Source organism: Pseudomonas sp. IT-347P (assembly GCF_949768005.1).
In the GTDB taxonomy this organism is placed as follows: domain Bacteria; phylum Pseudomonadota; class Gammaproteobacteria; order Pseudomonadales; family Pseudomonadaceae; genus Aquipseudomonas.
On record NZ_CATKPQ010000055.1, the window covers coordinates 295,693 to 308,860 of the forward strand.

Annotated in this window: 8 protein-coding genes; 5 read left to right on the forward strand and 3 right to left on the reverse strand. The window is 60.6% G+C overall.

The features are described 5' to 3' along the window. The first annotated feature begins 8 nt into the window (after window positions 1-8). The 4 genes from ACM6IV_RS20995 (at window position 9) to hemE (ending at window position 9,177) form a co-directional block, all read left to right on the forward strand. Window positions 9-1,607, forward strand: coding sequence for an AAA family ATPase (locus ACM6IV_RS20995; RefSeq protein WP_414871465.1), 1,599 nt, complete (start codon window positions 9-11; stop codon window positions 1,605-1,607). Window positions 1,608-1,958: 351 nt separating this feature from the next. Next, entirely contained in the window at window positions 1,959-6,404 is a 4,446-nt protein-coding gene (gene gltB / locus ACM6IV_RS21000; RefSeq protein WP_414871466.1) for a glutamate synthase large subunit, read from the forward strand. A 33-nt stretch (window positions 6,405-6,437) separates the two neighbouring features. Next, complete coding sequence (locus tag ACM6IV_RS21005) at window positions 6,438-7,856, forward strand: FAD-dependent oxidoreductase (protein ID WP_007909438.1); 1,419 nt, start codon at window positions 6,438-6,440, stop codon at window positions 7,854-7,856. A 253-nt stretch (window positions 7,857-8,109) separates the two neighbouring features. Then, on the forward strand, window positions 8,110-9,177 hold the full coding sequence (hemE, locus tag ACM6IV_RS21010) for a uroporphyrinogen decarboxylase (protein WP_414871467.1): 1,068 nt from the start codon (window positions 8,110-8,112) through the stop codon (window positions 9,175-9,177). 177 nt (window positions 9,178-9,354) lie between these two features. Here hemE and ACM6IV_RS21015 read toward each other — a convergent pair whose 3' ends face one another. Beyond that, window positions 9,355-10,629 (reverse strand): MFS transporter, encoded by a 1,275-nt coding sequence (locus ACM6IV_RS21015; RefSeq protein ID WP_414871468.1) that lies wholly within the window; start codon window positions 10,627-10,629, stop codon window positions 9,355-9,357. A gap of 118 nt (window positions 10,630-10,747) precedes the next feature. On the opposite strand from ACM6IV_RS21015, the gene ACM6IV_RS21020 reads away from it, so the two are divergent. After that, a complete protein-coding gene (locus tag ACM6IV_RS21020; protein ID WP_414871469.1) occupies window positions 10,748-11,650 on the forward strand; it encodes a LysR substrate-binding domain-containing protein in 903 nt (300 codons plus the stop codon). A 104-nt stretch (window positions 11,651-11,754) separates the two neighbouring features. Here ACM6IV_RS21020 and ACM6IV_RS21025 read toward each other — a convergent pair whose 3' ends face one another. Next, complete coding sequence (locus ACM6IV_RS21025; RefSeq protein ID WP_414871470.1) at window positions 11,755-12,192, reverse strand: excinuclease; 438 nt, start codon at window positions 12,190-12,192, stop codon at window positions 11,755-11,757. A 153-nt stretch (window positions 12,193-12,345) separates the two neighbouring features. Beyond that, window positions 12,346-13,149 (reverse strand): hypothetical protein, encoded by an 804-nt coding sequence (locus ACM6IV_RS21030; protein WP_277760276.1) that lies wholly within the window; start codon window positions 13,147-13,149, stop codon window positions 12,346-12,348. Between the last annotated feature and the right edge of the window lie 19 nt (window positions 13,150-13,168).

The window sequence follows — 13,168 nt, forward strand, 5'->3', positions numbered from 1 at the left end:
AGATTCCGATGACTAGTTTGCATGCCGACGAGGCGTTCCTCGGCCATTTCCAGTTAAGTCACGACCCGTTCGCGCCGCGCGTGCCGGGCTTCAAGTTCTTCCCGGCTCAGCGCAAACCGGTGCTGGGTCAACTGCATCATCTGGCGCGTTACAGCCAGTTGCTGTTGGTGGTCACCGGCCCGCAAGGCAGCGGCAAGACTCTGTTGCGTCAGGCGCTGGTCGCCAGCACCAACAAGCAGTCGGTACAGAGCGTGGTGGTTTCCGCCCGTGGCGCCGGTGATGCCGCTGGCGTGTTGCGTCAAGTGGCACAGGCACTGAACGTCGCTCAGGCCGAAGTTGGCGCGATCCTCGATCAAGTGGTGCAACTCGCACTGACCGGTCAGGAAGTCTATCTGCTGGTGGACGACGCCGAGCAGCTCGACGAATCCGCCCTCGAAGCGCTGATGGCGCTGGGCGCCGGCGCACCGGAAGGTCGCCCGCATGTTTTCTTGTTTGGCGAGTCGTCGCTGATCGCTCAGCTTGAGGCTTTGCACCTTGAGGAAGAGCGTTTCCACGTCATCGAATTGCAGCCGTACACCGAAGAAGAGACCCGCGAATATCTCGACCAACGGCTCGAGGGTGCCGGCCGGGGTGTCGAACTTTTCACCGCGGATCAGATCTCTGATATTCACGAAAGTGCCGAGGGTTGGCCGGGCAACATCAACCAGGTCGCTCGCGATGCTCTGATCGAAGTCATGATTGCCAGCCGCTCTGCGGTCAAGCGTCCAAGTATGGGGTTCAACATGCCGAAGAAACACGTATTGGCGATTTCCGCCGTCGTTGTGGTCGCGGTCGCCGCCGCCTGGCTGATGCCGGGTCGAAACAAGGCGCCGACCACCGGTGCACCGGCCAATGAACAGGCACAGTTGCCTTTGGGTCAGGGCGCAGCCAATGGCGGCGCGCCGAACGTCGAGTTCGCCGGTAATACGCAGCCGATGCCGTTGCCGCTGGTCGGCAACTCGCAACCGGTCATGCGCGGCCCGTTGGCTGAAGCCGCTGGCGGTATCACCGAAGGCGACGACGGTGTGCCTGTGGAAGGCTCCAGCGCTACACCGCCGACTGTGACCACCTCCGCGCCACCGGCGGGTGTCCCGGCAGGTCCTGCGCCGACACCGGTTCCGGTACCGGCGGCCAAACCGACTCCAGCGCCAACCCAGGTCGCCACCGCCAAGCCGGCTCCGGCTCCGGCAGCACCAGCGGCGAAACCGGCTCCAGCGCCAGCCAAGCCAGCCGTCGCTGCCAAACCGGCCGAGAAGCCAGTGACCGTGGCCAAAGCCGCCGGTGGCAGCTGGTACGCCGGTCAGCCGACCAGCAATTACGTGGTGCAGATCCTCGGCACCAGCTCTGAAGCGGCAGCGCAAAGTTTCGTCAAAGAGCAGGGTGGTGAGTACCGTTATTTCAAGAAAGTCCTCAACGGCAAACCGCTTTACGTGATCACCTATGGCAACTTTGCCAATCGTGATGCGGCCGTTTCTGCCATCAAGGCCTTGCCAGCGAAGGTTCAGGCTGGTAAACCTTGGCCTCGCACTGTCGCCAGCGTCCAACAGGAACTGGCAACAACTCGCTGAAGATTCGGCGGCCTTACCCAGGCCGCCTCTCCCGGCACCTCAAAATCTCCACGAGTGCGCGCTTCCTGAACAGGTCGCGTGCCTTGTGGTGTCTGCGTCACAGTAGTTTTTGAGTCGTTGCGGTCAGAATTTAAAAAAGTTTTGACTAGCACAGCAGATCGTTTTAAACCTTTCACAAATGCGACATGAATTTGCGACAGTTCGTCGTCAAATTTGTGAGCCTCTGTGTCGCTGTGTACAATGACCACCCTTTTGCCCCCGCCAAGCCGGCGTACGTTCGGCGCAGGATGCAAGTGGTTGAATTGAAAAGAAATTTGCCTCGAAAAGAGGCAGCCTGGTGAGAAAGTGTCTATGAAAGCAGGTCTGTACCAACCAGATGAATTCAAGGATAACTGCGGTTTCGGCCTGATAGCCCATATGCAGGGCGAGCCCAGTCATACCCTTTTGCAAACGGCCATCGAGGCCCTGACCTGCATGACCCACCGCGGTGGGATTAATGCCGACGGCAAGACCGGTGACGGTTGCGGTCTGCTGATTCAAAAACCTGATGCGTTCCTGCGAGCCATTGCCCGGGAAACCTTCAGCGTCGAGCTGCCCAAGCAATACGCCGTGGGCATGGTCTTCTTCAACCAGGATCCGGCCAAGGCCGAAGCCGCTCGCGAGAACATGAACCGCGAAATCCTCGCTGAAGGCCTGCAACTGATCGGCTGGCGCAAAGTGCCGATCGACACCAGCGTCCTCGGCCGCCTGGCCCTTGAGCGCCTGCCACAGATCGAGCAGGTCTACATCGGCGGCGAAGGCCTGAGCGATCAGGACATGGCCGTGAAGCTGTTCAGTGCGCGCCGTCGTTCGTCGGTCTCCAATGCCGTCGACTCTGACCACTACATCTGCAGCTTTTCGCACAAGACCATCATCTATAAAGGCCTGATGATGCCGGCCGATCTGGCGGCGTTTTATCCAGACCTGAGCGACGAGCGACTGCAAACCGCGATCTGCGTGTTCCACCAGCGCTTCTCCACCAACACCCTGCCGAAATGGCCGCTGGCTCAGCCGTTCCGCTTTCTCGCCCACAACGGCGAGATCAACACCATTACCGGTAACCGCAACTGGGCACAGGCCCGTCGGACCAAGTTCACCAATGATCTGATGGATCTGGAAGAACTCGGCCCGCTGGTCAACCGTGTCGGTTCCGACTCCTCGAGCATGGACAACATGCTCGAACTGATGGTCACCGGTGGCATCGACCTGTTCCGTGGCGTGCGGATGATCATTCCGCCAGCGTGGCAGAACGTCGAAACCATGGACCCGGATCTGCGTGCGTTCTACGAGTACAACTCGATGCACATGGAACCGTGGGACGGCCCGGCCGGCGTGGTGATGACCGACGGTCGCTACGCGGTGTGCCTGCTTGACCGTAACGGTCTGCGTCCGGCGCGCTGGGTCACCACCAAAAACGGTTTCATCACCCTCGCCTCGGAAATCGGCGTGTGGAACTACCAGCCCGAAGACGTGCTCGCCAAGGGCCGTGTCGGCCCGGGCCAGATCTTCGCGGTGGACACCGAAACCGGGCAGATCCTCGACACCGATGCGATCGACAACCGTCTGAAATCCCGTCATCCGTACAAGCAATGGCTGCGCAAGAATGCCCTGCGCATTCAGGCGACCATGGAAGACAACGACCACGGTTCGGCGTTCTACGACGTCGATCAGCTCAAGCAATACATGAAGATGTATCAGGTCACGTTCGAAGAGCGCGATCAGGTCCTGCGTCCGCTTGGCGAGCAAGGCTACGAAGCCGTCGGTTCGATGGGCGATGACACGCCGATGGCCGTGCTGTCCCAGCGTGTGCGCACGCCGTACGACTATTTCCGCCAGCAGTTCGCGCAGGTCACCAACCCGCCGATCGACCCGCTGCGTGAAGCGATCGTGATGTCGCTGGAAATCTGCCTCGGTGCCGAGCGCAACATCTTCCAGGAATCGCCGGAGCACGCCTCGCGCGTGATCCTCAGCTCGCCGGTCATTTCCCCGGCCAAGTGGCGCTCGTTGATGAACCTCGACCGCCCGGGCTTCGAACGGGCGATCATCGACCTCAACTACGACGAAAGCGTTGGCCTCGAAGCGGCGATCCGCAACGTTGCCGATCAGGCTGAAGAAGCCGTGCGCGCCGGTCGGACCCAGATCGTCCTGAGCGACCGTCATATCGCACCGGGCAAACTGCCTATCCACGCATCCCTGGCGACGGGGGCGGTGCACCACCGCCTGACCGAGAAAGGTCTGCGCTGCGATTCCAACATCCTCGTTGAAACCGCGACCGCCCGTGACCCGCATCACTTTGCCGTGCTGATCGGTTTCGGCGCCTCGGCGGTCTATCCGTTCCTGGCCTACGAAGTGCTGGGCGACCTGATCCGGACCGGTGAAGTGCTGGGCGACCTCTACGAGGTGTTCAAGAACTACCGCAAAGGCATCACCAAAGGTCTGCTGAAGATCCTGTCGAAGATGGGCATCTCGACCATCGCTTCGTACCGTGGTGCGCAGCTGTTCGAGGCCATCGGCCTGTCCGAAGAAGTCTGCGACCTGAGCTTCCGTGGCGTGCCGAGCCGCATCAAGGGTGCGCGTTTCGTCGACATCGAAGCCGAGCAGAAAGCACTCGCCAGCGAAGCCTGGAGTCCGCGCAAGCCGATCCAGCAGGGCGGTCTGCTGAAGTTCGTCCACGGTGGCGAATATCACGCGTACAACCCGGACGTGGTCAACACCCTGCAAGCCGCCGTGCAGCAGGGCGACTACGCGAAGTTCAAGGAATACACCTCGCTGGTGGACAACCGGCCGGTGTCGATGATTCGCGACTTGCTTAAGGTCAAGACTCTCGACACACCGCTGGACATCAGTGAAATCGAACCGCTGGAGTCGGTGCTCAAGCGCTTCGATTCTGCCGGTATCTCGCTGGGCGCCTTGTCGCCGGAAGCTCACGAAGCCCTGGCCGAAGCCATGAACCGCCTCGGTGCGCGTTCCAACTCCGGCGAAGGTGGTGAAGACCCGGCACGCTACGGCACCATCAAGAGCTCGAAAATCAAGCAGGTTGCGACCGGCCGTTTCGGTGTGACTCCGGAATACCTGGTCAACGCCGAGGTGTTGCAGATCAAGGTCGCCCAAGGCGCCAAGCCGGGCGAGGGCGGGCAATTGCCCGGCGGTAAGGTCAACGGGCTGATCGCCAAGCTGCGTTATGCAGTGCCCGGCGTGACGCTGATTTCGCCACCGCCGCACCACGACATCTATTCGATCGAAGACTTGTCGCAGTTGATCTTCGACCTGAAACAGGTCAACCCGCAGGCGCTGGTTTCGGTGAAGCTGGTGGCGGAAGCGGGCGTCGGCACCATCGCCGCCGGTGTGGCCAAGGCCTATGCGGACCTGATCACCATTTCCGGCTACGACGGTGGCACCGGTGCTTCGCCGCTGACCTCGATCAAATACGCGGGCGCGCCGTGGGAACTGGGCCTGGCTGAAACCCACCAGACTCTGCGCGGCAACGACTTGCGCGGCAAAGTCCGGGTGCAGACCGACGGCGGCTTGAAGACTGGCCTCGACGTGATCAAAGCGGCGATTCTCGGCGCCGAAAGCTTCGGCTTCGGTACCGCACCAATGATCGCCCTGGGCTGCAAATACCTGCGTATCTGCCACCTGAACAACTGCGCCACTGGCGTTGCGACGCAGAACGAGAAGCTGCGCAAGGATCACTACATCGGCACCGTCGACATGGTGGTGAATTTCTTCACCTACGTCGCCGAAGAAACCCGTGAGTGGCTGGCCAAGCTCGGCGTGCGTTCCCTCGAAGAACTGATCGGTCGCACCGATCTGCTAGAAATCCTCGAAGGTCAGACCGCCAAGCAACATCACCTGGACCTGACGCCGCTGCTGGGCAGCGATCACATCCCGGCGGACAAGCCACAATTCTGCGGCGTTGAACGCAACCCGCCGTTCGACCAGGGCCTGCTGGCCGAGAAAATGGTCGAGATGGCGTCGTCGGCGATCAATGACCTCAGCGGCGCCGAGTTCGATCTGGATATCTGCAACTGCGACCGTTCGATCGGCGCGCGGATCTCCGGTGAAATCGCGCGCAAGCACGGCAACCAGGGCATGGCGAAAGCGCCGATCACCTTCCGCTTCAAAGGCACTGCCGGGCAGAGCTTCGGCGTATGGAACGCCGGCGGTCTGAACATGTACCTGGAAGGCGATGCCAACGACTACGTCGGCAAAGGCATGACCGGTGGCAAGCTGACCATCGTGCCGCCGAAGGGCAGCGTTTACAAAACTCAGGAAAGCGCCATCATCGGCAACACCTGCCTGTACGGTGCCACCGGCGGCAAGCTGTTCGCCGCTGGCACCGCAGGTGAGCGTTTCGCCGTGCGTAACTCCGGTGCCCACACGGTTGTGGAAGGCACTGGCGATCACTGCTGCGAGTACATGACCGGTGGTTTTGTCTGCGTTCTGGGCAAGACCGGTTACAACTTCGGCTCTGGCATGACCGGTGGTTTCGCCTACGTGCTCGATCAGGACAACACCTTCGTTGACCGGGTCAACCACGAACTGGTGGAAATCCAGCGGATCAGCGGCGAGGCGATGGAAGCCTATCGCAGCCACCTGCAAAACGTGCTGAACGAGTACGTCGCGGAAACCGACAGCGAGTGGGGTCGTGAACTCGCCGAAAACCTCGATGACTACTTGCGCCGTTTCTGGCTGGTCAAGCCTAAGGCTGCCAACCTGAAGTCGTTGCTTTCCAGCACTCGTGCCAACCCGCAGTGATATGCGCCTGAAGAGTTTGATGAGGTTTTAACAATGGCTGAACGTCTGAATAACGACTTCCAGTTCATCGATGTCGGGCGCAAGGATCCGAAGAAGAAACTGTTGCGTCAACGCAAGAAAGAGTTCGTGGAAATCTACGAACCGTTCAAACCCCAGCAGTCGGCCGACCAGGCCCACCGTTGCCTGGGTTGCGGCAACCCGTATTGCGAATGGAAGTGCCCGGTGCACAACTTCATTCCCAACTGGCTGAAACTGGTGGCCGAGGGCAACATCCTCCAGGCCGCCGAGCTGTCCCACCAGACCAACACCCTGCCGGAAGTCTGCGGCCGGGTGTGTCCGCAGGATCGTCTGTGCGAGGGTGCCTGCACCCTTAACGACGGTTTCGGCGCGGTGACCATCGGTTCGGTCGAGAAGTACATCACCGACACCGCGTTCGCCATGGGCTGGCGCCCGGACATGTCCAAGGTCAAACCGACCGGAAAACGTGTCGCGATCATCGGTGCCGGCCCGGCAGGTCTGGGTTGTGCCGACGTACTGGTACGCGGTGGCGTGACCCCGGTGGTGTTCGACAAGAACCCGGAAATCGGTGGTTTGCTGACCTTCGGCATCCCCGAGTTCAAGCTGGAAAAGACCGTGTTGAGCAATCGTCGCGAAGTCTTCACCGGCATGGGCATCGAGTTCCGTCTGAATACCGAAGTCGGCAAAGACGTGACCATGGAGCAACTGCTCGCCGAATACGATGCGGTGTTCATGGGCATGGGCACCTACACCTACATGAAGGGCGGTTTTGCCGGTGAGGACCTGCCGGGCGTTTATGACGCGCTGGACTTCCTCATTGCCAACGTCAACCGCAACCTGGGCTTTGAAAAGTCGCCGGAAGATTTCGTCGACATGAAAGGCAAGAAGGTTGTGGTGCTCGGTGGCGGCGACACGGCGATGGACTGTAACCGTACCTCGATCCGTCAGGGCGCCAAGTCGGTGACCTGTGCGTATCGTCGTGACGAAGCGAACATGCCCGGCTCGCGCAAAGAGGTGAAGAACGCCAAGGAAGAAGGCGTGAAATTCCTCTACAACCGCCAGCCGATCGCCATTGTCGGTGAGGATAAGGTCGAAGGCGTGAAAGTGGTCGAGACCCGTCTCGGCGAACCGGACGCCCGTGGCCGTCGCAGCCCCGAGCCGATCCCCGGTTCCGAAGAGATCATCCCGGCAGACGCCGTGGTCATCGCGTTCGGTTTCCGCCCGAGCCCGGCGCCGTGGTTCGAACAGTTCGAGATCCAGACCGACAGTCAGGGCCGCGTGGTTGCGCCTGAGCAAGGTCAATACAAGCACCAGACCAGCAACCCGAAAATCTTCGCCGGTGGCGACATGGTGCGCGGGTCCGACCTGGTGGTGACGGCGATCTTCGAAGGGCGCAATGCCGCTGAAGGGATCCTCGATTACCTGGGCGTCTGATTACATTTCAAGCTGAAATGCGATCAAAAATGTGGGAGCGGGCTTGCTCGCGAAGGCTTTGTATCAGTCACCCGATGTAGTGACTGACACGCCGCTTTCGCGAGCAAGCCCGCTCCCACAGTTGTTTCCCGGTGTTGCTGATAACGCGTTTCCAGCGCGACAAATTGACCCGATAGACAAAAGGCTGACCTGCATCCGTGCCTTTTGCGTCGCGCTCTGAGAAAATGCCCGCACTTTTTTTCCGGATGCCGACATGACTGCCCTGAAGAACGACCGTTTCCTCCGCGCCCTGCTCAAGCAACCCGTTGACGTCACCCCGGTGTGGATGATGCGTCAGGCCGGCCGTTACCTGCCGGAATACCGCGCCAGCCGTGCCCACGCCGGTGATTTCATGAGCCTGTGCATGAATCCGGAATTTGCCTGCGAAGTCACCCTGCAACCCCTCGACCGCTACCCACAACTGGACGCGGCGATCCTGTTTTCCGACATCCTCACCATCCCCGACGCCATGGGCCAAGGCCTGTACTTCGAGACCGGTGAGGGGCCGCGCTTCAAGAAAGTCGTCAGCACTCTGGCGGATATCGAAGCCCTACCGATCCCTGATCCGCACAAAGACCTTGGCTACGTGATGGACGCGGTCAGCACCATCCGTCGTGAGCTGAACGGTCGTGTGCCGCTGATCGGTTTCTCCGGCAGCCCGTGGACCCTGGCGACCTACATGGTTGAAGGCGGCTCGTCGAAAGACTTCCGCAAGACCAAGGCGATGCTCTACGACAACCCGCAAGCCATGCACCTGCTGCTGGATAAACTGGCGCAGTCGGTGACCTCGTACCTCAACGGCCAGATCCAGGCCGGTGCGCAAGCGGTGCAGATCTTTGACACCTGGGGCGGCAACCTGTCGGCGGCGGCTTACCAGGAGTTCTCGCTGGCCTACATGAAGAAGATCATCAGCGGCCTGATCCGCGAGCACGACGGTCGTAAAGTACCGGTGATCCTCTTCACCAAAAACGGCGGGCTGTGGCTGGAAAGCATCGCCGAGGCCGGCGCCGACGCTCTGGGTCTGGACTGGACCTGCGACATCGGCAACGCCCGCGCCCGGGTTGGCGACAAGGTGGCGCTGCAAGGCAACATGGACCCGACCGTGCTCTACGCCAAACCGGAAGCGATCCGCACCGAAGTCGGGCGCATTCTGGCCAGCTACGGCAAGGGCAGCGGCCACGTGTTCAACCTCGGCCATGGCATCACGCCTGAGGTGGATCCGGAGCATGCGGGTGCGTTCCTGCGCGCGGTGCACGAGTTGTCGGCGCAGTACCACGAGTGATCGCCACACAATAAAAACGCCCGGCTAAATGCCGGGCGTTTTTGTTTGCACTATCCAAAGTCATACACAGATCAATTGTAGGAGTGAGCCTGCTCGCGATAGCGGTGTGTCAGCCAGTACATTCAGCGACTGACACACCGCTATCGCGAGCAGGCTCACTCCTACAGGGGGTTTGTGTCAGGCTTTGACACCCTGCAACGGCGGCAACTTCGCCAGCTTCAACGCCACGAGCAGTGCGATCAGCAGCAACGAACCGATGAACAGACCAATCCCGTTCCACCCGCCGAGATGCCAGAACACCCCGCCCGCCGTGCCAGCAATGCTCGACCCGGCGTAATAGCTGAACAGATACAACGACGACGCCTGCCCTTTGGCCTTGGTCGCGCGGCGGCCAATCCAGCTACTCGCCACCGAATGCGCGCCAAAGAAACCGAAGGTAAAAATCAACATGCCGACGATCACCAGCAACAGCGGGGTAAACATCGTCAACGCCAGGCCGGCAAACATCAGCGCAATGGTCGCCCACAGCACTTTGCGTCGCCCCAGTTTGTCCGCCAGCGAACCGATCTTCGCCGAGCTGTAGATCCCCGACAGGTACACCACCGACAGCAAGCCGACGAACACTTGATCAAGGTTGTACGGCGCAGCCAGCAAGCGATAACCGATGTAGTTGAACAGCGTGACGAATGCGCCCATCAACACGAACGCCTCCAGAAACAGCAGCGGCAGGCCGGCGTCGCGAAAGTGCATGGTGAAGCCGTCGAGCAAGCTGCGCGGGTGCAATGAGCGCGCACGGAAGTTGCGCGACTCGGGAAGAATCTTCCAGAACACCGCTGCAGCAATCATCGCCAGACCGCCGATCACCAGCATTGCCGTGTGCCAGCTGACAAAGTCGATCAGTACTCCGGTAATCAAGCGTCCGCTCATCCCGCCGATCGCGTTACCACCAATATACAAACCCATCGCCAGGCCAATGTGTTGCGGATGGATCTCTTCGCTGAGGTAGGTCATTGCCACCGCCGCCAGCCCGCTCAGCGAGAGCCCGATCAGTGCGCGCATGATCAGCACACCTTGCCAACTCGGCATCATCGCACTGGCCATGGTGCACAGCGCTGCCGCGAACAGCGCCGTCACCATCACCGGTTTGCGCCCGACCCGATCAGAGATCGGCCCGGTGATCAGCAGACCAATGGCGAGCATGCCGGTGGCCACCGAAAGAATCAGGCTGCTCTGCGCCGCGTTGATCCCGTACTCGTGGGACAGCAGCGGCATCATCGGCTGCACGCAATAGAGCAGGGCAAACGTCGCGAAGCCGCCGCTGAACAGCGCCAACACCGTACGCATGAACATCGGCGTGCCTTTTTCGATGTAAATCTCTTGCAGCTCGGCAACGACATCATCGGCCGCAGCCGGCGGGACTTCATGGGCAAGGGGCGCGACAGCAGTTTTCACTTCAGACCTCGGAGGGCACGGCCAGGCAGGCATTGAAAAAATCATATAGCTGGCTAATGTTTCTATCCAATATATTGTTCGACCTGTTTGATAGCTTTAACGACCTAATGGGGTTTCCATGGAATTGCGTCATCTGCGCTACTTCATCGCCGTCGCCGAAGAACTGCATTTCGGCCGCGCCGCACAGGTGCTCGGCATCTCGCAGCCGCCGCTGAGCCAGCAGATTCAGGCGCTGGAACAAGAGGTTGGCGCGCGGTTGTTCGAGCGTACCAATCGTCGGGTCGAGCTGAGTGAGGCGGGGCGATTGTTTCTGGAAGAGGCGCGGCTGGTGCTGGCGCAGGTCGATAAAGCCGCGGATGTTGCCCGGCGTGCGCAACTCGGTGAACTGGGTGAGTTGAAGATTGGCTTCACCTCGTCGGCGCCGTTCAACTCGACCATTCCCCAGGCGATCTTTTCCTTTCGTCAGCGTTTTCCGGCGGTGCATCTGAATCTGCGCGAGATGAGCAGCACCATGGTCGCCGACGCTTTGGTGGATGAGTCGATCGAGGTAGGCATCATGCGTCCGCTGGGTTTGCCGGATTCGCTCAGCGTGGTCGAGTTGATGCGCGAGCCGCTGGTCGCCGTGCTCGGCTCCAAGCATCCACTGGCGCAGGGTTCGGAGGAGGGCTTGTTCCTCTCGGCACTGGCGCTGGAGCCGTTCGTGTTCTTTCCGCGTAGCTATGGCAGCGGCCTGTATGCGCAATTGCTGAGCTTGGCGCGTGATGCCGGGTTCAGCCCGCACTTCGCCCAAGAGGCGGGGGAGGCGATGACCATCATCGGCCTGGTTGCAGCAGGGCTGGGGGTTTCGGTGCTGCCGGCGTCCTATCAGCGGATGCGCATCGACGGCGTGGTCTATCGACCACTGCTGGATCCGGAGGCGGTGTCGGCGGTGTGGCTGGTGCAGCGCAAGGATCAGAAATCGCCGATGGCCAAGGCGTTTGTCGACCTGCTCACGCGCAAGGTCGAACCCTCTAAGGCGTGATTGCTGCGCAATCAAATCGCGAGCAGGCTCGCTCCCACAGGGGAACGCGTTCCAGAGTGGGAGCGAGCCTGCTCGCGAAGACGTCAGCCCGAACACCCAATCTTTCAGGGCAGCCGAACCAAATCCCCCCTCAACGCCACCCGCGTCACAAAAATCCCCGCCCGGCACTCGTAGGTATTCAAATCCTTGCGTACATGCTGGTCGTAATAACTGACGATATTGACCACCGCATTCGCCCCGACCCGTTTGGCATCAGCCTGCAACTTGATCAGGTTCGACTGCAACACCCATTCGCAGGAATCATGGTCACTCTTGTTGAAACCGTTGGTTTTCAAATCACTGACCACCCCCCGGCGCAGTAATTGCTGTGTCCCCTGCGGCCCATTGCCGAGCAGATAGAACTTCACACTGCCATCCAGCCGCCCGGCACGAATCGCGTCCGACAGCACGGTTTCAAAGGGCATGTACATCAGGTGGGTGGCGTGGCTGGCGCCGGGCAGCAGACTAAAGAGCACAGCGGCGATCAGGGCTTTCACTTGCATAGTCATCTCCTTGACGGTGAAAGAGAACCGCGAGTGCAGGGCGGATAGGCTCGCCGTTCTACCAGGCGCGGTGCGACGGCCTGTCAGGACGAGTGTAGATGCTGAAATGACAAAGGGCGCCATCCGGCGCCCTTAGTCGTTTCTACAATCCCATCAATCCACGTGCGCCAAATCCCCGCGCAACGCCACGCTCGACACCACCATCCCGGCACGGCACTGGAATTTTTCGGTGTCCTTGTACAGGTCGCGCTGGTCGACGCTGGCGATGTTGATCACCGCGTTGGCGTCGGCTTTTTTCGCTGCGTTCTGCAAGGTTGCCAGGGCCGATTGCAGCGCCCAGAAGCAGGCGTCTTCGTCGGACTTGTTCGAGCCGTTGGTCTTGCGGCTGCTGCTCACGGTGTCGAGTTTGCGCACTTGCTTGGGCAGGGTTTCGCCGGCCAGGTAGAACTTCACGCTGCCGTCGAGAAGGCCTGCGTCGGTGGCGCGTTTGACGCCTTCGCGAAAGCTCAGGTAAGTCGGCTCGTCGGCGCCTTGTTTGACGATGCCCAGGTCGTTGACGAACTCGATGTCCGGGTTGATCGACAGCTCTTTGAGCACGTTGTCGCGCAGGCGGTTGACCCAGCGGTTGTAGTTGCCGTGGATCTTGCCATCCTTGGCGTCGAGGCCGTAGCTGCTGCGGTAGTCGATCTCAAACGAAGTCGGGGTAAACGGAATATCGACTTCGGCGTGATGGCGACCGCGTACGGTGATCGCCGCTTTGATCATGCCCGGACGCACCGATTGCACGACCCATTGGCGGTCGTTGAGCGCCGTAACGATCGCGCGGCTCATCTGTTGCTGGGTGAAGCCGAGGTTGGGCGAGAACTCTTCCTTGGCGTTGTAAACCGGTTTGCTGGTGCAACCGCCGAGCACGAAAGCCAGGGCCAGTAGCGCGGCGATGCGATGAAACTGAGTCATTCCCTTCACTCCAAAGGTA